Source organism: Paenibacillus sp. J53TS2 (genome assembly GCF_018403305.1).
GTDB classification, from domain to species: domain Bacteria; phylum Bacillota; class Bacilli; order Paenibacillales; family Paenibacillaceae; genus Fontibacillus; species Fontibacillus rhizolycopersici.
Map to the genome: position 1 here is coordinate 625,204 of NZ_BOSK01000002.1, position 23,682 is coordinate 648,885.

General features: G+C 53.2%; 18 protein-coding genes. 9 read left to right on the top strand and 9 right to left on the bottom strand.

What is annotated here, in order from left to right:
- Nucleotides 1-18 precede the first annotated feature (18 nt).
- The gene (locus tag KJS42_RS07550) at nt 19-981 is read left to right on the top strand and encodes an NAD(P)-dependent alcohol dehydrogenase (protein ID WP_213622496.1); all 963 of its coding nucleotides are present in this window, start codon (nt 19-21) and stop codon (nt 979-981) included.
- Nucleotides 982-1,187: 206 nt separating this feature from the next.
- Here the strand turns inward: KJS42_RS07550 and KJS42_RS07555 are convergent, their stop codons facing one another.
- The 6 genes from KJS42_RS07555 to KJS42_RS07580 form a co-directional block, all read right to left on the bottom strand.
- Entirely contained in the window at nt 1,188-5,009 is a 3,822-nt protein-coding gene (locus KJS42_RS07555; RefSeq protein ID WP_213622497.1) for a YobI family P-loop NTPase, read from the bottom strand.
- Between the two features lie 347 nt (nt 5,010-5,356).
- Nucleotides 5,357-5,836, bottom strand: a complete 480-nt coding sequence (rlmH, locus tag KJS42_RS07560) for a 23S rRNA (pseudouridine(1915)-N(3))-methyltransferase RlmH (protein WP_213622498.1) — start codon at nt 5,834-5,836, stop codon at nt 5,357-5,359.
- Nucleotides 5,837-5,958: 122 nt separating this feature from the next.
- Entirely contained in the window at nt 5,959-6,126 is a 168-nt protein-coding gene (locus KJS42_RS07565; RefSeq protein WP_082691335.1) for a CxxH/CxxC protein, read from the bottom strand.
- 168 nt (nt 6,127-6,294) lie between these two features.
- Entirely contained in the window at nt 6,295-7,716 is a 1,422-nt protein-coding gene (locus tag KJS42_RS07570) for a CAP-associated domain-containing protein (RefSeq protein WP_213622499.1), read from the bottom strand.
- 112 nt (nt 7,717-7,828) lie between these two features.
- The gene (locus KJS42_RS07575; RefSeq protein WP_213622500.1) at nt 7,829-9,547 is read right to left on the bottom strand and encodes a glycerol-3-phosphate dehydrogenase/oxidase; all 1,719 of its coding nucleotides are present in this window, start codon (nt 9,545-9,547) and stop codon (nt 7,829-7,831) included.
- Nucleotides 9,548-9,650: 103 nt separating this feature from the next.
- Nucleotides 9,651-10,931, bottom strand: a complete 1,281-nt coding sequence (locus KJS42_RS07580) for a S1C family serine protease (protein WP_193417582.1) — start codon at nt 10,929-10,931, stop codon at nt 9,651-9,653.
- Between the two features lie 412 nt (nt 10,932-11,343).
- Between KJS42_RS07580 and KJS42_RS07585 the strand changes: the two genes are divergently transcribed.
- The 7 genes from KJS42_RS07585 to KJS42_RS07615 all read left to right on the top strand — a co-directional run bounded on the left by KJS42_RS07585 (nt 11,344) and on the right by KJS42_RS07615 (nt 19,032).
- On the top strand, nt 11,344-11,553 hold the full coding sequence (locus KJS42_RS07585) for a hypothetical protein (protein ID WP_068784257.1): 210 nt from the start codon (nt 11,344-11,346) through the stop codon (nt 11,551-11,553).
- Nucleotides 11,554-12,393: 840 nt separating this feature from the next.
- Nucleotides 12,394-13,248, top strand: a complete 855-nt coding sequence (locus KJS42_RS07590) for a carbohydrate ABC transporter permease (RefSeq protein ID WP_193417658.1) — start codon at nt 12,394-12,396, stop codon at nt 13,246-13,248.
- Entirely contained in the window at nt 13,249-14,139 is an 891-nt protein-coding gene (locus KJS42_RS07595) for a carbohydrate ABC transporter permease (protein WP_193417583.1), read from the top strand.
- Nucleotides 14,140-14,190: 51 nt separating this feature from the next.
- On the top strand, nt 14,191-15,594 hold the full coding sequence (locus KJS42_RS07600) for an ABC transporter substrate-binding protein (protein WP_193417584.1): 1,404 nt from the start codon (nt 14,191-14,193) through the stop codon (nt 15,592-15,594).
- Between the two features lie 120 nt (nt 15,595-15,714).
- Complete coding sequence (locus tag KJS42_RS07605) at nt 15,715-16,707, top strand: LacI family DNA-binding transcriptional regulator (protein WP_155604559.1); 993 nt, start codon at nt 15,715-15,717, stop codon at nt 16,705-16,707.
- A 6-nt stretch (nt 16,708-16,713) separates the two neighbouring features.
- The gene (locus KJS42_RS07610) at nt 16,714-17,712 is read left to right on the top strand and encodes an N-acetylglucosamine kinase (protein ID WP_213622501.1); all 999 of its coding nucleotides are present in this window, start codon (nt 16,714-16,716) and stop codon (nt 17,710-17,712) included.
- A 6-nt stretch (nt 17,713-17,718) separates the two neighbouring features.
- Nucleotides 17,719-19,032 (top strand): 6-phospho-beta-glucosidase, encoded by a 1,314-nt coding sequence (locus KJS42_RS07615; protein ID WP_213622502.1) that lies wholly within the window; start codon nt 17,719-17,721, stop codon nt 19,030-19,032.
- Between the two features lie 277 nt (nt 19,033-19,309).
- Here KJS42_RS07615 and KJS42_RS07620 read toward each other — a convergent pair whose 3' ends face one another.
- On the bottom strand, nt 19,310-20,191 hold the full coding sequence (locus KJS42_RS07620) for an AraC family transcriptional regulator (RefSeq protein ID WP_239483878.1): 882 nt from the start codon (nt 20,189-20,191) through the stop codon (nt 19,310-19,312).
- Between the two features lie 138 nt (nt 20,192-20,329).
- Between KJS42_RS07620 and KJS42_RS07625 the strand changes: the two genes are divergently transcribed.
- Nucleotides 20,330-21,727 carry a family 4 glycosyl hydrolase gene (locus tag KJS42_RS07625; RefSeq protein ID WP_213622503.1) on the top strand — a complete coding sequence of 466 codons (1,398 nt, stop codon included), beginning with the start codon at nt 20,330-20,332 and terminating at the stop codon, nt 21,725-21,727.
- Between the two features lie 320 nt (nt 21,728-22,047).
- Here the strand turns inward: KJS42_RS07625 and KJS42_RS07630 are convergent, their stop codons facing one another.
- Nucleotides 22,048-22,854: an MBL fold metallo-hydrolase gene (locus tag KJS42_RS07630; RefSeq protein WP_155604554.1), complete on the bottom strand. Its 807-nt coding sequence runs from the start codon at nt 22,852-22,854 to the stop codon at nt 22,048-22,050.
- A 9-nt stretch (nt 22,855-22,863) separates the two neighbouring features.
- On the bottom strand, nt 22,864-23,613 hold the full coding sequence (yycI, locus tag KJS42_RS07635; protein ID WP_213622504.1) for a two-component system regulatory protein YycI: 750 nt from the start codon (nt 23,611-23,613) through the stop codon (nt 22,864-22,866).
- Between the last annotated feature and the right edge of the window lie 69 nt (nt 23,614-23,682).

Sequence of the window (23,682 nt, forward strand, 5' to 3'; positions counted from 1 at the left end):
CCGTGAGGAGGGAAACCCATGAGAGCTATGGTACAAAATGCGTATGGTTCACCGGAAGTGATTGTCCCGCAAGAAATTGCGAAACCTACGCCAGGAGACAAGGAAATTCTCATACGTATCCAAGCAGCGTCAGTAGGACCGTCGGATTGTGCTTTTCGCAAGGGCGATCCATCTATGATTAAATTGATTTACGGATGGTCCAGACCGAAACATGCCATTCGAGGATGTGAATTAGCCGGAGAGATCGAAGCGGTCGGTAAAGAAGTCACCCGTTTTAAAGCAGGGGATCGCGTATTGGGGATGAGCATCAAAACCTTCGGTGCACATGCCGAATACAAGTGCCTTTCCGAAGAGAGCCCCCTGGCGATAATACCAGATAACATCACTTTTGAAGAAGCCGTCGCCGTCTGTGACGGCGGTGCAACCGCACTGGTGTTTCTGAGAGATAAGGCCAAGCTGCGGAAGGGACAGAAAGTGATCATTAATGGTGCCTCGGGGGCTGTCGGCATATACGCTGTGCAATTAGCCAAATACTATGGCGCTGAAGTAACCGGTGTTTGCTCTGCCGGAAACGAAGGTCTGGTAAGAAAAGCCGGGGCAGATTTCATTATTGACTATATCCAGGAGGATTTCACGAAGGCGGACAAAGCCTATGATGTCGTATTTGATGCTGTAGGTAAAAGCTCCTTCACGGTATGTAGGCCTTTACTTAAAGCCAAGGGAATCTATATGACTACCGTACCCACGCCGTCTATCCTTATCCAGATGATTTGGACTTCTCCGATTAAGGGCAAACGGACTATTTTTGCAACAACCGGCCTTATGCAAAACAAAGCGAATTTGGCATTTCTCATGGATCTCACCAGAAAGGGGACGCTCAACGCTGTGATTGATCGCCGATATCCTCTGGAACTCCTGCCGGATGCCCACAAATATGTAGAGACCGAACGTAAAAAAGGTAACGTGATTATTAAGTTCTAAAGTCTGTCGTAACTATTCTCTCAAGCTTGCCGTTATTTATGGTAAGGTTAGGCGTAACATCTATAGAGCGAAATCGAAAGGCACCCGCTTGGGTGCCTTCTTTGCGAATAGGAGCCTTCTCTCCCTAGCGTCTGAGTTCTGTCATCAATAACCACACCCACCGCCTTCATAAAGTCGTAGCCTAGAACGCCGTCCATTTCCAACCACTAAACCATAACATCATCTTTTTCGGCACCTGTAAGTAATCTGCGACCATACGCTCGGTAATAGTTGCTATCTCTGTCGTCGACTTCAAACTTGGTAATCCAGTATTTGCTTTGAAATTCTTCGAGTATTCGCTTATTTGTATCATTAAGTAGAATTTTCGGTCGCTTTTGTTCAAACAAGCTAAGGAAATCATCATTTAGACCAAGCTGGCTCAGATAATGCTTGCACTGGCCTTTATCTAGTCTAGGAACTAGACACAAAAACAGAATTGATTTTTCTTCTGAGGTCATGCTTCTATCAGACGAAATGATGTCCTCGAAAAGCTCCCTCGAAACTGGCAGTGGTTCTATAAGAGGCGTTTTCAGCCAGTCCATAGTCTTTGAGATAATCGCAGCTTTCGTTTCCTCGCCTTCTGTTTTGTAATGCAAAACAAAGTGCGGTAAATCTTCTTTGCGGAATTTGTTCTGAATAATATACGATTTAACCGCATCAGTATAGGCTGAGTTTATAGCCGTAAATTCGCCCTCAATATTCTCAATCAACCTTAGTTTGAACTCGTCGGAAATGTGTTCCACGAGCAGTTTAATCGCTTCGTCAGAATTAAATAGCTCTGACGCTACAACTAAGTCGCAATATTCCTCGATATTCACAAGGATATATTGAATCAGATTGTCGGGATAATTCGCTCGAATGAAGGTGAGGTTGGCTTCGCCCATCCAAATTACATTGTTGTCAACGAGAATATCCATCTTCTTTCCAGCGATGTCTTCAACATCAAAACCACTACTATTATAATGCCATTCAAGTGTTGCAAGAAACTGTTCGTAGTGAGCATCACTTAAAGAATCGCACCTAACTATTGCTTTGAAGAATGCCCTTTGAGTCTCTTCATCATATTGTTTTCGAACCTCGGAGAAATTGTATGTCTGTTCATCAGCGTCAATGAACTGAACCAAGTCGTCTGTAAGACAATTTCCGCATTGCACGAAATAATTGATTATGTTTTCTTCAGTGTGTGCTACAAGATTTGACGTAATCAGTTGCTTCCAAAGTGACTCCTCTTCAACGTCTGATAGATCCTGAATCTCTGTTTTGAGAACAGCAATATAAGCCGTCTTATTTTCGGTGGATATTTCGTCATTGTTTAGTATCGCCTTGGCCGCCGTCTCGTCATCTTCAATCCGCTTGTCACAGTGCGTGAGAACTTCTTCGATATAGCAGTCGATTTCACTCTCGACATACACCGCCAGCGGGCTTTCCGGTCGTGCACTTATCAAGGTATAATTCTTATGTTTGAGGTCATCCGATTCCTTGAGATCATACTTAACTTTTAGCAAGTGTGAAATATTGGAGGATGATAGTTTATATAGGTTGTTGGTATAGACCGCATCGAACAGTTTTGTGTCAGTGGTTTGATAATCAATACTGCAAAAGCGTATTTTGAGCAGTTTGAAGCGTTCGACGAGCGAAACAATCAAGAGGTTCTGGTTGACATCCTCCCCGAACATGACTTTCAGCCTATTCTCTTCAATACTGGCTTTATCAAAGATGAACGGATGATTGGAAACGAAAGCGGACAATGCGTTGGTAAAATCGTCATCGTTTGTGAGATCACGGTCTGGGGTGATTATGAGTGTTCTGAAAACAAAATCATCTCGACTTCTTCCAGCGAAATCAGTCTTTTTGATAAGTATGTTTGTAAGGCAATCTTTCCTTGCTGAATTTAGAAAATTAACAAGAAAATTGAGTTTTTCGTCTTGTATGTCGATAAATACCATCTGCAGGAAGTAATAGTCTTTTATGCTGAGTATTTGTTGGACCATAGCCATTAAGCATTGTTGCTCTTTTGTTATGCCAGCCTCAATTGTCGGAAATGTAGGAATGGCGGCAAGATAAGGTATGGTAGTTTCATAGACAGCAAACTTTTGCAGAAGAAAGAAAAGCAGATCGTAATTCAAGACTTCTGGTTGGTCAAAATGAGAAATGTTTAGATGAATGAGTATCTTTTGCGGTTCTTTCAATTGGTAGCCGGCTTCCTTCTTGACTTGGTCGGACACACTCCGAAGGAATATCTTATCCGTCCTGCTCAGACTGTGTTCGTAGAAATAGGTCATGTAATCCGCATAAGATTCATCAATGTAACCATTACGAATGAGGTATTTGAGCAAGTCAAAGTAATCGTTCCCACGAATGTCTCTGAAATCTGAGATAACGCCAATATTGTTTTTGCTCGTTACCGCAAACAATTCGTCAATGTTTTCACGGGTGATAATGTCCTGCAACGCCTCATTCTTAACTCGAGCAATTTCGCTCTCAAGACGACTAATATCTTTTTCTAAAGTGGGCTGCCGACTAGCGCTTCGATTCTCAAGTGCTTCTTTTCGATTTGTATACTCAGTTTCTACCTGTTGTAATTGCGTTTGCCGCTGCTGATAGTCGTAGTTACTCAATCTGTTTCTTTTTTCTTGGAAAACCAAATCAAGCTCATGAACGGAAGTTAGATGTTCACTTTTCGTCGCTTCCAGTCTCGCCCTTGCTGCCGTCAACTCCGCTTCCAGTTGGACGATCTTAGCTGCAATAAATTGCTCCTTCTTGTCAAAAAGCGTGAAAACAAACCCCCTGCCTAACTGCAATTCGCTGAAATCCCGTGGGAAAAGATTCTTGTAGGCGATAATCGCCATCAACTTATCAGGTTTCAACTCTGTAATGTTCAGCCGGTTATCATAAATTGAAAATTCATTGCAGATATTCTTTAGCAACCGCATATCGTCAATGTACAAAGAAAGACCACGCAAAAACGATTCGTCAAACAGCCCCAGCACACCGTTATCGCTGAGATGCTCGATAAATTTGTCGTATGCGTTAGAGCTAGCGACAACAGGAACTATTGGGATTATAAAATCAAAAAACTTAGTTCTGTCCTTTGATATGAAAATATCATCCCGCAGGAGGTAGAAGAAGCGGAGCGGTTTTGCATCTACTTCTTTGCTTCTCTGAACGTTTACAAGATAATTAATCTCCCTAAGACGTTCAAAGATGCGATTGGCATTGTATCTGTCCATATCTTCGAAGACAATGACATCCGCCGCGCATTGATCAAATAAATACAACACTTCATTTAGATATTTGTCGAAATACGAATCATCACTGCCTTCAAAAATTTCTATAGTGAACTTATTTGCACTAATCTTCTTAAAAACGCCTTTGTTGATCTGCAAATTTATAATGTGGTACAGTAGAATTGCCGCCAGCGCAACACAAATGACCCCACTTACTAAAGGAGAACTATTCTCCGCAGTCAATCTCAAAGTGGTTTTAATCCATGCTGGTGAAACGTTGTTCGCATAACTTTTCCAACCGCTGAAAAAGAAGAGATGGAGAAATGAAAGTACAAAAAAAATTGAAGCTATTACCCACCAAACCAATTTCTTTCGTACAACTTTTTGTTTGACTTTGAAATTTGTTTGCGGGATACGATTTGGTGAAATCTGATGAATGAGTTGGTTAAGGATCTTACCCTCTAAAATAGATTCCTTTATTGTTTCTGGTTTAGGTGCACTATTAGTTGCTGAATCTACTGTAGCAGTAGTTTCCTCTGCCGATTGAAAATGTGCCAGCGAGATGTGGATGAACTTCTTGTCAGGATGCAATGCTTTGTATGACTCTATTACACTACTTTTCCCAGCACTGTAAGCACCAGAAATAGCAACATTTCGCAAGTCTTTGTTTTCAAAAACAAATTCCATCGCATCGCTGTAAATGCCTATTTCAGCATTACGAATTGGTGTAAGTTTTTGAAATATTTGCTTTCTTTCAGACATATATACTCGCCCTCCGTCTCGCATCATCGCTAACTTCTGTTCTATGGTACGAAAACCTCATTTCATCCACCACGACAATACTTGGGCCCATTCGCCGTTAATCCTCAGCTACATGCGTTTCGGTTTAATTAAATCTAACAATTAATTTCCAATGCCCTCACACCGCAATGGTTGTATATTTAAAAATTCATAGTAGTTGTAATTCAGGTCTTGCGCTTCTTTTTAGATATTATTCCACCCATTTAAATTCGACATATTCCCCTTCATTCCTTCAGATCTGTTCGTTACATTGAAGTGGTAGCAAATCATCAACTCACTTCCTATATTTCATTTAAAGAAATTCCGCATCATTTATGATACGGTTCTCCCCGATTGATCTTCACCGCGCGATAAATCTGCTCGGTGAGCACCAGGCGCATGAGCTGGTGGGGCAGCGTCATGCGCCCGAACGACAGCCGCTGCTGCGCGCGGCTGAGCACCGCATCGGCGAGCCCGAGGCTCCCGCCGATGACGAACACGACATGGCTCGTCCCGTAGGTGCCGAGCTGATCGAGACAACCGGCCAGCTCCTCCGAGCTCCAGAGCTGGCCGCCAATCGCGAGCGCAATGACATGCGCGTCGCTCTTAATTTGCGCGAGGATGCGTTCGCCCTCGCGCTCCTTCACGCCGATGAGCTCCGCCTCGCTCATCGTCTCCGGCGCTTTCTCGTCGGGTACCTCCACGACTTGAAACTTCACATACGGCGCCAGGCGCTTCGCGTATTCCGCAATGCCCTGCACCAGATATTTTTCCTTCAATTTGCCGACCGCCACGATTTGAATCAGCACTTAAGTTCATCCTCCGTTATCGTCCTATACTCGTCACCCTATATAAAAAAACAGCGGGGCCCGTCACCTGCATGCCGTCGCCCCGTTCGTCGTCCCTCATTCAATTGTGCAACACAACAACACTACACCACCAAAAACCGCGCCTCATGGTCGCATTCCTGGCATTTCACCGGGGGCTCCCAGTCTATAAACTTGGTGTGCTCCAAATCAACCACATCGGGGGCTTCCTCAAACTCATCCACGAACATATCGATGGCCAATTCCACATGATCTTTGCATACGACGTACATAGTCCAAGCATCCTTTCTTATGCGCCGCACTCCCGCGGCCGGCTTCCGTATTAACAGGTTGTCCTTTATCTTTTCTACCATACTCCGCGCAAAAAAGGAACCGCCCCGGTCACATCCCCCAGACGGTTCCCACCCTATCAAACCCAGCTTCCCGGCTCCCTAGCCGGTTTACAAAGGCGTATAGAAGTTTTGCGTATAATACGTATCATAATCGCTGCTATCCAGCCCGTCCACGGCACCGACACCCAGCATCGTAAACGATGGCTCCAGCATATTCTCCCGGTGGCCCCAGGAATTAAGCCAGCCATAATGCCCGTCGATCGCATCGAGGTATCCGGCGGCGATATTTTCGCCCCATGCCCGGAACTGCGGAATCCCGCGAGACATCATGCGGTCGCCCGCCGACTTCCCTTCCGGATTATCATGCTCAAAATAATTCCGCTCCGCCATATCCTTACTATGCGAGCGCGCCACCTCGGCCACGGACTCGTTCCAGCTCAGCACGCCTAACCCTCTTTGTACACGAAACGCGTTGGTCAGGTCAAAAATCTCCCGCTCCGTCGCCTTCAGCGACTCCGATGTAGACGGCGCGTACACATTCGTCTCCGTAAATTTCTTGTCCATCAGCAGCACCCCGTCCACGCGGTACTTCTCATGCTTGTCCAGATACAGATTAAGGTACAACCCTCTCGGTGTATACGTCTCCACGTACTCCCTTGGAGGATCCTCGCTCTTGTCCCAGATCGCGGCCAGGCTGCTCCGCAAAGTCTCCAGCCCTTTCTCCGCCTCAGGCCCGAAGCGCCACTCCTCATGATTGCCGAATAAACCAACCACCTTGCCGTCGGCCACGCCAACCTGTGTATAATGCTTGTAATCCTTATTATAGATATACCATTCCAGTCCGAAGTTGGTTACGTCCTTGCGCACCGGTTCACCAAGCAGCTCAATCACGCGGTCCGTCGAATCCCCGATCCCCACGCCCTGCAGCTGGATCTCCGGCTTGATCAGATCCGGGCTTGTCGCCTTCGGCAGCGTCAGCTTCAACCGGTACAGGAACGTCTGCGCTTCCGCCCGCGACACCGCGTCCTTCGGCGCAAAGCCTTCCACGCCGGCACCGCTTTTCCCTTGGGCCAAGCCTTGGGCAAGCACCCACTGGACCGCCTCATCTTCACTCAAACTCTGCCCGTAAAAAGCTGCCATCAAGCGGGCCACCGACCCGCGCGTAATCGGCTCATTGGGCTGATCGCTCACCGGCCAGGTTAATTCGAACGCTAACTGGTAATAAGGGGTATACCAGGTCTCCTGCCCCTTCGCCGCCTCCAGCTTGATCTCCGGATAGGCCCGTACTAGCATGCTTAGGAACTCCGCTTCCGTCACCGTCTGAGCCGGTCGGAATGTCCCGTCCGGATACCCGTCCGTCACCCCGTTATTCTTCGCCCACATGACTTTGTCATAAGCCCAATGGGAGGCCGGGACGTCCTTAAATTCTACACCCGCAGCCTGAACCGCTGACCCTGTGGCCAACCAGGCCGCTCCTAATCCCGCGAGAATCGCCAATCCGCAAATTCCGCGTTTCCATCCCTTCTTCATGAACCCCTGACCTCTTTCCCTCTTCGATAGATTGCTTGCTCTCTAAGAAGTAGTTCGACAGAAAAAGGACAAATTCCTTGTTCCTACAATAAAATCACATTATCTTCTAGTTCTAACCTGAGATTCCATCTATTCCCTCCGGGTTTTTCGGAACGACCGTACCCTCCAACGCCCGGTCCAGCTCCGCCATCCAACGCCGCTTCACTTCCTCCGACCCGCCAAAGTATCGGGTCATCTCCATGGTGACCGGTTCCTTCCAGCGACGTACCCAAGCGATGTCAAACATCAAAGCCCCTGTTCTTCGCACGAAAAAATCCGCCGGCGTCATCGCCATCTCCGCTTCCAGCGCATACCGCAGCGGAACCGCCACCTCCAGCGGGAGCCGCCTCGAATCGGCCGACGCGGCAGGCGCGCCCGAAGCCGACATCTCTGCGGCGATCGCCAGCAGCCGATCGACGTTAGCACCGTATCGAGCGGCCCACTTGGCGGCAAGCTCCTGCGGGATCCCACGTTCCGCCGCCTCCTGCACTTTGCGCTCCACGAACCCGGGCAGTCCTTGCGAGCCGCCCACCTGCCCGCCGGAGATCGGCAACGTCCGGGTGGAGCAAGGCGGGAAGCTCCGGCCGAATTCCCGCTTCAACTTGGCAGACACGCGGTCAACGACCAGCTCCGCCATCTTGCGGTAGCCGGTCAGCTTGCCGCCGGCAATGGTGATCAGGCCGGATGCCGACTCCCAAATTTCATCCTTGCGGGAAATTTCCGAGGGCGATTTACCCTCCTCATAGATGAGCGGCCGCACCCCGGCCCAGCTGGACTCCACGTCCGCCGCCGTAACGGCCAGCCCGGGAAACATCCCGTTAACCGCATCCAGGATGTAATCGCGGTCGGCCTTCGTCATGCACGGATGGGCAAGCTCGCCGTGATACACGGTGTCCGTCGTGCCCACATATGTTTTGCCATCGCGCGGAATCGCGAACACCATGCGGCCGTCCGGCGTATCAAAATACACCGCCTGCCGCAGCGGAAACCGCCCCTGGTCGAACACCAGGTGCACGCCTTTGGTCAGTTGCAGCATTTTGCCATGCTTCGACCCGTCCATCTCGCGCAACGCGTCCACCCACGGCCCCGCCGCGTTGACGACCTTCCGTGCCCGCAGCTCATATGTCTGCCCGCCGGCCAGATCCTGAACCTCGGCACCGATCAGCCGCCCAGCTTCGTACCGGAACTCGGTCACTTTGGCGTAGTTGACCGCCATCGCCCCGCGGGCCGCCGCCTCCTTGAGCACCTCGAGCGTCAGCCGGGCGTCGTCCGTGCGGTACTCCACATAGTAACCGCCGCCCAGCAGACCGTCCTCCTTCAGCAACGGCTCTCTCGCCAGCGTCGCCGCCACCGTCAGCATGCTTCGCCGCTCCCCGCGTTTCACTCCCGCGAGGAAGTCGTACACGCGCAGCCCCAGCGACGTGCTGAATCGACCAAACGTGCCGCCCCGATAAATCGGTAGCAGCATCCGTTCCGGCGTGGTGACATGAGGGCCGTTCTCGTACACGATCGCTCGCTCGCGCCCAACCTCCGCAACGACGCCAATCTCCAACTGCTTCAGATAACGCAGTCCGCCATGCACCAGCTTCGTCGAACGGCTCGACGTCCCGGCCGCAAAATCCTGCATCTCCACAAGTCCAACCCGCATCCCCCGCGCCGCCGCGTCCAAGGCGATTCCGGCCCCGGTGATCCCGCCGCCCACGACCAGCAGATCCAGCGGCTCAGCCGGGTTCGCCATTTGCTCCAACAGGTGTCGCCGATCCTTACCCGTAAACGAATCGATTGCAGCCATGTCCATCCTCCTTCGATCTCCGCATGCAAAAAGAGACCCCGACCACACTTCAGTCGTTTCTGTCTACGGCTGTCATGTCTTCGGAATCTCTCCTGTGAAAGTGTTATTTATCTTCGTCCAATCCTTGTTCGATCTGCGCCTCCGACGGTTTATCGGTCAGCTTCAGGGTCGCCTTCTCCAGCTTCCCATCACGATAATACGTAACCTCCAGATCATCGCCGATCTTCTTGCTCTCATACAGATATCGGCGTAACTCCAAAGTGGATTGAATCGGCTGTTTGTCGAGCTGGGTAATGACGTCATTCAGCTTCAGGCCCGCTTCCAGCGCCGGCCCATGGGCCTCCAAGACGATAACCCCCTCCGTCACATGGCTCGGCAGTTTGAGGTCCTGGCGTTGCTCATCGGAGATCGGGGAGAACCGGTTGTTGAGATCCAACGTATAGACGCCCATGTACGGACGAACGACCTTACCGTGCAGCAAAAGATCGTCAACCGTCTTCATCACTTCGTTGACCGGAATGGCAAAGCCCAGTCCCTCCACGCCGGTATCGGAAATCTTCATCGTATTAATGCCGATCAGCCGAGCGTTCAAATCAACCAACGCCCCGCCGCTATTGCCTTCGTTAATCGCCGCGTCCGTCTGGATGACCTCTTGCTCCCAGTCGTATACGCCGTCTTGGTTCAACGACACCGGAATCATTCGGCTCGTATAACTCACGATCCCGGAGGTCAACGTTCCCCCAAGCCCCAACGGATTGCCAACGGCAATGACGGTTTGCCCGGCGCGCAGCTTCTGGGAATCGCCCAAATCAATGACCGTATCGATGCCTTGGCCGTCGATTTCTAACACGGCGATATCGTTGATGGAATCTTGCCCGACAACCTCCGCCTTACGCGAGCTGCCGTCGCTCTTCACGATCTCCAGATCGTTCGCGCCGCTGATCACATGCGCATTCGTTATGATATAGGCCTTGCCCTTCTCCTTCTTAAAAATCACACCCGAACCCAGCGCCGCATGCTCCGGATCGAAATCCGACACCTCGCCTCCGTGGTTGAGGATGCTCACCACACTAGGCGCGACCTTGGCTGCCGCCGAGCTGATCCGGTCATAGGGATCACCTGTATCCGAGAGCAAGACGGCACTACCGGTAGCGGCATGGCGAGTCGATGAAGAAGGAAGTCCCGTAATGAAACTGAATAACAGCACGGCCACCACCGCGCTAAGAACGGAAGAGATTAAAGAGATCTGTAGCGTGGACAGCACCGGCCGGTGGTGCTGCTTCCGCGGCCCCCCGCGCCAACGCCGCAGGCCGCCGCCTTCGGACAAGCGCACGCGCCGCCCCGGAACCTTGGTGGAATAAAAGTCATCGTCAAACCATCCCATCTCTATTCTCTCCCTCCGTCGCTCTTCCCCAAAACCGCGTTGGCATCTCCTTCATGCCATCCGCCTCAAGCATAGGTCCCCTTCAACTTTATGCCGTTACGGCAAAGCCATATTCGCACGTTCCTTTTATTTCTTTAACGTCATGAACCGGGGAGATGTTGCCTGAATTTCGGGAAATTGCCGCTTTTTTTTCTGAAAATTGGAATGTTTGACCTTACCCATGACTACACTATATTAATGCGATAGATTGATAGATTTATTTTACCATATTTTGATGGTTCGGAAGCAGAATTTGATCAGGGAAATAACGGGATTTTTTTGGCAATCCCGCAACCCTCATTCAGTCGCAGATTTGTAGGCAATAAACAATGAAAATCGCGCACCTCGCGCGTCCAATTAAGGAGGTTATTCCATGGATTCCTACTACTCAACGCCGATGAACGAAGTGAATGTGCTGGCCAAACTGGCGGATATGAAGGAAGAGCACTATCACCAATTGGTGACCTTAAGCGCCATCATGGAGCTGCTCATAGAGAAAGGGATTTTGACCCGGGAGGAAATTGAGAAAAAAGCGCTGGAGATCGACGGTTTCTTAACCCCGCCTCCGTACCCCACCGTCTAAGCTGATACCTCAGCTCGAGTCACTAGGTAATCGCCAAGATGTCGGACCGGCCGATCACCGGACCGGTTTGCATATTAAATCTTCCCTCCTATCGTGACGTGAATAGGGGGAGACTGTCGCTAAAGCTGACCAGAGTGCTTATTGGGGCGTAAATCGGACAATTTCACTTTTAACGCTTGCCAGCGTGCTTATATTGGCGAAATCGCCTCCTTTTTCCTATGAATCAGGGAAATAAGCTCTCTGATCCGCGTTACATCCTGCACCTTCCCGTTTTTGCCCATTTAGCGTTTCTCCTAAGCGTTAGCGATTCGACCGGTTCGAGTTACTCGTTCTATTCAGTTAGTTCAGGTTGCCAGTTCCATTTAGTTAGTTCGGGTTACCGGTTCCATCAGTTAGTTCAGGTTACCGATTCCTTTCAATTAATTCGAGTTACTCGTTCCATTCAGTTGATTCTTGTTGCCTCCTTCCCGTTCATAGCTACCGCCCCTCGATCCATTAATGTCACATTACATAACATATATTTGTTTTCGCCACCCCAAACGCGAGCCTTAACTCAAAGTTTCACTCACATCTTCTCCACTTTTTTATCTCAAATGTCACATTACCTAACAGAAAGCGATTCCATTTTGCAAAAAGAGGGTTGATTATTTCCATCCCATCCTCTATGATAGGGTTAATCGCAGGATAAGAATTAAAGCACTTTAACTTTCACCTCGTTCAGATCTCGCACACTTCGACAATCACTTCATTCTTCCGCCCATAAGTTAAAGCGCTTAAACTTTTAGAAGAAAGGCTGGTGGTTCTGTGATCCATCGTGAAGGCCGGCGGCGGACATTCTATATGTACCTGTTCATCTCCCCGTGGTTAATAGGCTTCCTGGTGTTCGCCTTGTATCCGATTGTGGCATCGCTCTACTACAGCTTCACCGACTACGACATTATCCACCCGCCCGAATTCGTTGGATTCGCCAACTACGCCGAGATGTTCCGGGACGATTTGTTCTGGAAATCGGTGACGGTCACGTTGAAGTTCACCTTCCTCAGCGTACCTGCGCAACTGCTGCTGTCGCTGGGGTTCGCGTTACTGCTTCATCAGACGATGCCGCTTCGGGGGTTCTTCCGGACGGCGATGTATTTTCCCAGCATGGTTTCCGGCGTGGCGATGTCGCTGTTGTGGTATTGGATCTTCAATCCGCAGATCGGGCTGTTCAACTACATGCTGTCCTGGTTTGGCATCCACGGCCCGGCCTGGCTCATGGACCCCGATACTGCCCTTTATGCGCTCATCATCATGACCTTCTGGACCGCCGGATCGGGCATGATCCTGTTCCTCGCCGGTCTACAGGGCGTGCCGGCCAGCCTGATCGAAGCCGCGAAGCTGGACGGAGCCGGGCGCTTGCGTATTTTTCGCAATGTGACCCTGCCGATGATCTCGCCCGTGCTGCTGTTCCAGCTCATTATGGGCATCATCGATTCGTTTCAGGTCTTTACCCAAGCGTTCGTCATGACGCAAGGCGGGCCGAACTACTCCACCTGGTTCTATGTTTACAACCTGTATACCAGCGCTTTTAAAGAATACCGCGCCGGTTATTCCTCGGCCTTGGCCTGGGTGCTGCTGATTGCGGTCATGCTCTGTACCGCCCTCATCATGAAGATCTCGAACCGTTACGTTCACTACGAAGGAGGAGGAAGATAGATGAGCGCTGTTCCGGCTACCACGCCAACTTCTCGATCCACCTCCGTCAGGTCCCGCCGCCGCAAGCCGGACCCGGTAAAATTCGTTAGCTTCATCCTGCTGCTAGCTACCACTTTCCTGATGCTGCTGCCTTTATTCTTCATGGTCTCTACCTCGCTGAAGTCGCACCGGGAAATGTTGAAATTTCCGCCGACTTTTCTGCCGACCAGCTGGAGCTTCGGCAATTACGTGGAGATCTTCGATACGCTGCAGTTCGGCACGCTGTATAAGAACAGCCTGATCATCGGCGTCATGACGGTCATCGGCACACTGCTCTCCTCCGCGCTCGTCGCCTACGGGTTCGCCCGCTATCGCGGACGGGGCAACAGCTTCTGGTTTATGCTGCTGCTTAGCACGATGATGCTGCCGTACCCGGCGATCATGGTCCCGCAATTCGTGTTGTTCTCCAAGCTGCACTGGATCGATACGTTCCTGCCGCTGATCGTGCCGGCGTTCTTCGGATCGGCGTACAACATCTTTTTGCTGCGCCAGTTCTTCTCTACCCTGCCCGAAGAGCTGTTCGACGCCGGCCGGATCGACGGCTGCAGTGAGCTCGGCATGTGGTACAAAATCGCCCTGCCCCTCTCCGGACCGGCGCTGGCAACCGTGGCGATCTTTGCTTTTATCTACAGCTGGAACGACCTGCTGACTCCCGTGCTTTACTTAAGCTCATCCGAGCTGTTTACGCTTCCAGTGGGCATGGCCTCCCTCACCTCGTCGCGGTTCCGCATCCCGCCGTGGCATCTGCTGATGGTAGCGTCCGTGCTGGCCATGGTGCCGATCGTCACGTTGTTCGCCATCGCTCAGAAGCAGTTCGTCGAAGGGATCGTATTGACCGGCATCAAGTCCTAAACTGCCGCAAGGGGCGGCGTCCACAACCTAACCCAAGGAGGAATCGGTTTTATGACGAAGAACCCCGCAGCACCAAAGCCAAAGTTATCCGTTTTATTGGGGACCATCCTGCTCCTCAGCATGATCCTGTCCGCTTGCAGCGGCGGCAAATCGGCCGGCGATCTCGGCTCGGGTACGAGCACCGGTGGGAACTCCGGCAATGCCGGGAGCAAAGTCGAGAAGGTTACGATCACGCACTATACCATCGATTCGCCGGATCGCACGTTTATCGAGGAGTTGATCCCGGAATTCGAGGCCACCCACCCGAATATTAAAGTAAAAGTGGAGAAAGCTCCCTACGAGCAATTCGACAGCAAACTGCAGACGTTGATCGCCGGCGGCAACTCGCCGGACGTGACCAGCCATTACGGTTACGGCGGATTCGCAGAGTATTACAACAAAGACATGCTGCTCGATCTGACCGATCTGATGGCCGAAGACGGATTCAATGCAGACGACTACAGCATTCCTTCCCACCTGATGGACATCTATAAGGTCAAGGACCGCACATACGGCATTCCCGTCAATATCTACGTCACGCTGATGCTGTACAACAAGGACATGTTCGACGCGGCCGGGATTCCTTATCCGCCAAGCGACTTCGAGGATAAGAGCTGGACGTTCGATAAAATGGTCGAGGACGCCAAGCAAATGACCGTCATCTCCAAAGACATCGCCAAAACACAATACGGCGTCGACTTCACCTGGGCCGAACGCGACATGCGTCCGCTATACTTCGGCGCGGAGCCTTATTCCGCAGACACCTGGACGAACGGCGGCGTACCTTCGGAGACGCATTTCGATTCCCCGGAAGTGATCGCAGCTTATAACAAGCTGTTCGATCTTATTTTCAAGGATAAGGTGTCGCCGAACTCCGAGTGGAGCAAGAGCGTTGCCGGGCAGAACGGCGATCCGTTCGTTGCCGGCAAAATCGGGATGTCCGTTGGCGGTTCCTGGAACCTGGCCGGGGCGAATGATTTTCCGTTCAAAATTGGGGTAGCGGCTGTGCCATGGGGCGGTAACGAGAAGGTACGCAGCACGTTGTTCGTCGACCCGCTGCTGATCCTGAAGGATTCCAAGCATCCGAAGGAAGCTTTTGAGTGGATCAAATTCCTGCTGACCGATGACGTTCAGGAGAAGTCGATTGAGCTAAGCGGCGGCAATCCGCCGGTGAACACGAAAGCGGCTGAAACCTATTACAAGCATTTCGAAGGCATTGACCCGGAGGACGTGAAAAAGGTGTATGAAGGCGCAACGAAATACGGGTTCGAGTCTTATAACCACCTCATTACGAACTATTCGCAAATCAACGACATGTTCATCAACGAAATGCAACCGATCGAAACCGGCCATAAAACCGTAGAGGAAGTGATGCCAACGATTCAAGCGAAGGTTACGGAAATTCTCAAGCGATAACCCGAGTTCCTGACCGCGGGCAGCCCAGAACAAGCGGACAGCGTCACCCGGCCTGATATATACTAAACCTAACAAGATGACATTAAGGGTACGGAAAAACTGCCGCAAGGAGATATAGAGATGAAGGTTAGCATTTTTGACGTCGCCAAAAAATCCGGGTTGTCCGTGGTCACGGTCTCCCGTGTCCTGAACGGGGCGGAAACCGTGCGGGAGAAGAATCGCCAGAAGGTGCTGGACGCTATGAAGGAGCTGGACTACCGCCCCAATGCGGCCGCCCGCAGCCTCGCCAGCGGAAAGACAGGAATCATCGGCGTGATTGTGACGACGCTGCAGGATTCTTTTTTCGATCAAGTGGTAAAAGAACTAAACGAGGTGCTCGCCCTGCACGGCTATTTTCTGGCGATTTCGGTTACGACCGGGATCGGCAGCGGCGATACCCATTACTTAATCCAGGAAGACCGCGTCGACGGCTTGATCTTGCTCTCTCCGATGGAGGAGGACAATTATATTGTTGAGCTGAAGCGGCGCGGCATTCCTTATGTGCTGATTGATAACCAGAAGCCGGATAATGACAGCTTCTCTGTAACGATCGATAACTTCAAAGGCGGATATATGGCCACGAAGCATCTGCTGGAGCAGGGGCATACGTCCATCGCCCATCTATGCGGCGAGGAGATGTTCCGCAGCACCCGGGAGCGGCGCAGCGGATTTTTGCAGGCGCTTTCGGAGCAGGGGCTTGAACCGTTCGAGATCGTGACCGGCGAATTTGAAATCGCCTTCGGCTACGACACGTGCAAGCGTTGGATCGCTGCGAATCGCCTCCCCTCCGCTGTTTTCGCCGGGGATGACAATATCGCGCTTGGCGTGATGAACGCCTTGATGGAGGCCGGTATCTCCGTACCGGGTCAGGTGATGGTCGTGGGGTACGACGACCAATACATCGCGTCCCAGCTCCGGCCGCAGCTCACCACCGTCCGGCAACCAGCGGACCAGATCGCGCTGGCAGCAGCCGACATGCTGCTGAAGCGCATTGATGGGCGCATGAAGCGAGGCGCCGGCCAGCGGATCGATCCGGAGCTGATCCTCCGCGAAACTACTGTCCGTAAGGAGTGACGACGATTGGCTTATTACTTGGGGATCGACGGGGGCGGCACCAAAACCTATGCCCTGTTGACCGATGAGCACGGACGCGTGCTTGGCAAAGGCCGCAGCGGGAACGGCAACCATCAGACAGGCGCCGCTGAGGCGGCGGCCAGCATCCGGGACGCCGCGCTGACGGCTTTGGGCGAAGCCGGACTCCGCATGGAGGACCTGCGGCACGCCTATTTGGGGCTTGCCGGAGCCGACCGTGAGGCGGACTACCGGATTCTCCACCCGATGGTACGGAATATCGGGTTCACGAACTATACGATCAACTGCGATACGATGATCGGATTGCGCGCGGGCACGAACCGCCCGTACGGCATCGCCCTGATCTGCGGCACCGGCACAAACGCGGCCGGTCGCAACCCTCAGGGCGAGCATGTTCAATGCGGCGGCTTCGACTATATGTATGGCGATTTTGGCGGCGGCGGCGCGCTGAATATCGAGGTGTTCCGCTCCGTCATCCGCGCTTGGGACGGACGGGAGCAGGCGACGGTGCTGACCGGACTACTGCTGGAGATGCTGGGGTACGCGCGCGTGGACGACATGTTCAACGATTTCCTGGATCATGGGAAGCATGTCCCCGTGGACGCGGCGCGGCTGTTGTTCCCGGCGGCGGCCGAGGGCGATGCGGTCGCGCTGGAGATCCTGCACCGCCAGGGAGCCGAGCTGGGCAAATCGGCCGTGGCGGTGATCCGCAGGCTGGGGATGAAGGACGACGAGTTTGACGTCGTCCTGGCCGGAAGCCTGCTGACGCGCGGCGACCGCGGCTGGATCCGCGGGCCGATCGAGCAAGCCGTGCGGGCGGAAGCGCCGCAGGCCTCCGTCGTGACGCTGGCCACGGAGCCAGTCGTCGGCGCCGTCTGGTCGGCGATGGAAGAGGACGGCCTAACCGTCTCCGGCGAAGTGCATGAGCGAATGGCCGCATACCGTGATTTTGACGCCATTATTTCAAATGACAAGATAAAGGAGTGACCCCTCTTGGCACCAACAAAGCAAGGTTTAAAGATCGCCGTCATCGGCGGCGGGTCTTCGTATACGCCCGAGCTGGTCGAGGGCTTTATTAAGCACCACCAGGAGCTGCCGGTGCGGGAGCTGTGGCTGGTCGACATTGAGCCGGGCCTGCGCAAGCTGAATATCGTTGGAAACTTAGCCAAACGGATGGTTGAGCAAGCTGGCGTACCCATCGAAGTTCATCTGACGACGGATCGCCGGGCAGCCATTTCGGGCGCAGACTTCGTCAGCACACAGATGCGTGTCGGCATGCTGGATGCCCGGGCCCGCGACGAGTCGATCCCGCCGAAATACGGCGTCATCGGCCAGGAGACGACCGGCCCCGGCGGCATGCTGAAGGCGCTTCGCACGATCCCCGTGCTGCTGGAGATCTGCCGCGACATCGAGGAGCTGGCGCCGGACGCCTGGCTGCTCAATTTCACCAACCCGGCGGGTATGGTGACCGAAGCCATTCTCAAGTATTCCAAGGTGAAGAGCATCGGGCTCTGCAATGCGCCGATCAGCTTAATCAAGCAGGTGTCCAGCAAATACGGTGTAACCGCGGATCGGGTGTATGCCGAATTCGTTGGGCTGAACCATTTGCATTGGGTATCGCGGATCGATGTGAACGGCGAAGACAAGCTGAACGAAATGCTGGCGGACACGGCCGGGTATAGTGCCAAGAACGTCCCTGCCCGCGAATGGAACCCGGATTTCCTCCGTTCCCTGCGTGCCCTGCCCTCTTACTATCTGAAGTACTTCTACATGACCGACGCGATGCTCGAAGAGCAGCTGGAGTCCCTGAATCAGGGGCAAAACCGTGCCGAAGTCGTGAAGCGGGTCGAAGAAGAGCTTTTCGAGCTCTACAGCGATCCTGAGCTGAAGGAGAAGCCGAAGCAGTTGGAGCAGCGCGGCGGTGCGTATTACTCGGAAGCGGCGGTGAACCTGATGCGTTCGCTTTATAACGGGACCAACGACATCCAGACGCTGAACGTAGCCAACAACGGCATCCTCAACTTCTTGCCGGACGACGCCAGCATCGAGGTCAATTGCGTCGTTACGAAGACCGGCCCGCTTCCGCTCCCGCTGACGACTATCCCGCCCATGGCCAAGGGCTTGATCCATGCGGTCAAAACCTACGAGCAGCTCGCCATCGACGCCGCCGTCACCGGCAGCCGCGACCTTGCTTTGCAAGCGCTGGCGCACCACCCGCTGGTCCCGTCGGTCGAAGTCGCCATTAAGCTGCTGGACGAGATGCTGGAGGCGAACAAAGAGTATCTGCCGAATTTCTTCCCGCTGTAAACCTCATCGTATCGTAACCTAAGAACTCTCCTCCCGTTGTTTATGGGAGGGGAGTTTCTGTTTGTTGCACAAAATGCAACATTTCCGCGATCTGACTCATTTCTGAGGACGGAGCTACTCTCGAGTATTCCCTTCGGATTTTAACTGAGCCAAACCTGCATCTAACTTACAATCCATGCGCTCACTACATGCACAGAGCTTTAGATCCCATTCGGCCCTTTCCACCTCATTAGTACCTCTCCTGTGATCCTCGCTGTCATAGCCCCTACGGCTGCATTCAGCCCTTTAGCGCCGTATGCCCGCCGCTAAACATCCTCTGCTCCCGCCGGTAGCTTTGCGGCGAGACCGCCTTGGACTTCTTGAATACACGGCCGAAGTGGGTCACGCTTTGGTAGCCGACGCGATACGCGATATCGGTCACGGGCAGCTCCGTCTCACCCAACAGCGTACAGGCTTCCTCGATGCGGACACGGTTGATATAGGCGACCAGCGTTAGCCCCGTGACCCGGGGGAAAATATGACTCAGGTAATAGGGACTGAGGTGGAAACGGCCGGCCAGCTCGCCGAGGCTTAGATTCTCTTCGTAATGCGCATTGATGTAGCGGGCGACTTCGGAGATTTCCCGGTAAGGGCGCTTCCCGCCTCCCTCTTCCCCATCGTGGGTTGGCCGTCCCTGCGCCATGCGGAGCAGGTTGAGCAGCAGTTCGGCCAGCAGCAGGCGGCCATACTCCTCATACCCGCTCGCCTGCTGCTTCTGCTCCGTCAGCATACGGGCCAAAAGCGGCTGCACGAGATGTTGCTCTTCGGTGCTTAAACGCAGAACCGGATACCGTTCGAAGAGCTGCTCCAGCTCTTCCTCCCTTCCGGGAAGCAACATACTCACCGCCTCTGTGCGGAAGTTCACCAGCAACCGCTCATGGGATTGCGACAGCTTCCCGGACGGGGAAGTTTTATGCAGCACGTTGACCGGGATCAGCACGAGGTCGCCCGCGCAAATGCGGTAGATTTGATCCTTGATGAAATAACACCGTTCCCCGGACACGAGATAATAAATTTCCCACGCATCGTGAAAATGCTCCCCCTCCATCGAGAACCGTCCCGGCTGCTTCGCCGCCTCAATGAACAGCATCCGGCGAATCGGCGCCAACTGCCCCTCCATCGTCAAATCGCTAACCCCCTCGTTTAATTAACAGCAAAAAATGTAGACTAACAGCTCAAATTAACAAAATTCGTGCGGTAACTTTTCTATTATTGCTCTATGTTTATTGTAACATCATTCAAGGGGAGTGAACGAGATATGCAAGAAGCAACAACGGTCAAAAACTTGAAAATCGCCTATATTGGCGGCGGCTCGCGCGGCTGGGCGTGGGGACTGATGAGCGACTTGGCTTTGGAACCGGCGCTTTCGGGGCATGTGGCCTTATACGATATCGACTTAGCAGCGGCGCAAGCGAATGAAGTGATTGGTAACCGCTTGCAAAATCATCCTGATGCGGTCGGATGTTGGCGTTACGAGGCGGTACCGACGCTGCCGGAAGCGCTGAAGGGCGCCGACTTTGTGATCATCTCCATCCTTCCCGGAACGTTCGAGGAAATGCGATCGGACGTACATACGCCGGAAGCTTACGGCGTCTACCAATCCGTTGGCGATACCGTCGGCCCGGGCGGCGCGATTCGCGCGATGCGCAGCATCCCGATGTACGTGGAGATCGCCGAAGCGATCCGCGACCATGCGCCAAACGCTTGGGTCATCAACTACACGAACCCGATGAGCGTGCTGACCCGCACCTTGTACAAGGTCTTTCCGGGCATCAAAGCCTTCGGCTGCTGCCATGAGGTCTTCGGCACGCAAGAGCTGCTCGCCGAGATGCTGCAGGAGATGGAGGGGCTGACCGATGTCCGCCGCCAAGATATCGAAGTGAACGTGCTGGGGATCAACCATTTCACCTGGCTGGACCGGGCTTCCTATCGCGGTACCGACCTGTTCCCGATCTACCGGGCTTTCGCAGAGAAGTATGCTGAAGAAGGCTTTAGTGCCCATGGTCAAAAAGACCACTGGATGAACAACAGCTTCACCTCGGCGAACCGCATCCATTTCGACCTGTTCCGCCGCTTCGGCCTGATTGCCGCCGCCGGTGACCGCCATTTGGCCGAATTCATGCCGAACACATGGTATCTGCGAAGCCCCGAGCACGTGAAGCAGTGGAAATTCGGTCTGACGACCGTGGCCTGGCGGATCGACAATCTGCAGAAGCTGCGCGAGCGCAGCCGCCGGCTTGTTGCCGGCGAGGAGTCGTTCTCGCTCAAATCCAGCGGCGAGGAAGGCATTGCCATGTTGCGCAGCTTAACCGGCGCTAGCGCCCCGATGATCACCAACGTCAATCTGCCGAACCGCGGCCAGATGACCTCACTGCCGCTGAACGCCGTCGTCGAGACGAACGCCGTGTTTGGCGCGGACAGCGTCCAGCCCGTGCTGGCGGGCAGCCTGCCGGAGGACATCAACAATCTCGTCACCCGTCATGTCTACAACCAGGAGGCCATCCTCAAGGCGGCTATCAACAAAGACCGCGATCTGGCCTACCGCGCGTTCCTGAACGACCCGCTGCTTTCCGGCCTCACGCCGAACCAAGCGGAGGAGCTGTTCACGACGATGCTGAATAACACCAAGGCGTATTTGCCGGGGTGGGAACTATAGCATAATAAATACCGCCCGGGGTTCGCCATCCCCGGGCGGTTTGCTTGTCAGAATCTATAAATGTATGCGAAAAACCGAATACATTTCACCGTTTATGCCGTTTTCAACGGAATGTATTCGAATTTTCATACACATTCTCGTCCCAGAAGGTCAATCGGCCAGAATCTATATGAAATATCGTATACAATTTCAAATTTGGTTCCATCCGCAGCACATTGTATTCGAAAAATCATATATAATTCAACGAATGAGTCCACATATACACGCTAGCCCAACCTAGGCGGGTTCCAAAACATCAAACGGCCCCCTCCCGCCGCCACCTACCGCTCGCTCAACACATCCCACGGCGTGGGCCGGTCGTAATACGTTTCGCAAAGCTTGAACTCGCTGTCCCGGAAGAAGCAGCCGCGGTCTTCCATGGAGCCGCGAACGGACATCTTGGCCAAGTCGAGCATATTGTGCTCGCGACTAAGGTGAGCCAGATACGTCCGCTTCAGGCGGCCGTTCAAGATCTCGCTCATCAACTCGCCGGTTGCATCGTTGGACAAGTGTCCCAGGTCGCCGAGAATGCGGCGTTTGATGTTCCACGGGTAACGTCCCATCCGCAGCATCTCGATATCATGATTCGCCTCGAGCACCAACACGTCAGCGTCGCAGATCGCTTCCTTCACCTTGTCGCTGGCGTAGCCGAGGTCGGTACATACGCTCAGCTTCTCCTTGCCATCGTAAAAGTTGTAGCCCACCGGCTCGGCAGCATCATGCGAGATGGCAAACGACTCCACGCGGAGCGAGCCGAAATCGCGAGTATCCCCGGTACCCAAGATGCAGCGCTGGTCGTCCGCGAGGTTCCCGATTGCTTTTTCCATAGCGGCCCACGTCTTCTCGTTTGCATAGATCGGCAGATTGTATTTTCGCGCCACCGCGCCTAGGCCCTTGATATGGTCCGAATGCTCATGCGTAACCAGAATTCCCGTCAGTTCCTGCCCGGTCACCCCGCGCTCCATCATCAGCTCATCGATGCGTTTGGCACTAAAGCCGGCATCGACCATCAGCGTGACTTCCCCGTTCGCAACTAACGTTGCATTGCCCGTCGAACCACTCGACAGCACCGAAAATCGTATCCCCATAATCTCCCATTACTCCTTCGTTTTCTCTGTGTTCGGACTGATGACATCGCCGCTGATGCCTTGCACGTAATACTCCTTGCCGCTCTCCAGCATAAACCTCCATGCCGGCGCGGCCGGCAGATGAGCATCCGAATCGAACACCTCGCCGTAATAGCCCAACTCCACTTCCGTAACGACCGAGCCTTCCGGAAGGAAGTTCTCGATCAGGTTCCCTAGCGCTTTCGAGGCGGACAGCACGCGTTGCGGCTTCTCCTCCTCCGGATAGGTGATCTCAATCGCCCGGCGCTGGTACGAAATGATCTTCTGATTGCTATTGAACAGTTTTAGCTCAATTTTGAAAAGCGGCCATTTCCCGTCGACCAAAGGATGCAACACAAACACGTCTGAACTGCTCGCCACTTCGTCATATCGATAATCGCTGATGTCCGGCAAGCTCGCCTTCAGTGCAGCCGCCAAATCCCTCGGCGTAAAAATCAGCCTGCTATCAACCGGCACCGACAGGTCGGTCAGTTTACCGCTTTGCGAATCGTCCACGAACCGGTAGGCGATCTTCGGCAGCTCCGGCGTTTCCATCGGAATCTTGGCAAGCACACGAATGTTCTTCTCGTCCATCGCTTGCTGCGTATTATTCTCCAGGGCGGTGATATCCAGGTTGGAGTCGGCCTGCTCGCGCAGATCGTTCCACAGCTGATAACCCAGCACCAGATTCAACAGCAAAAAGGCGTAAATCAATACGTTTTTCGCCCGACCCCAATCCATGGTTCGTCCCCCTTTCGTATAGATTCGATTCTCTCATACCGTACCGAAACGTGACGTAACGGACCGTAG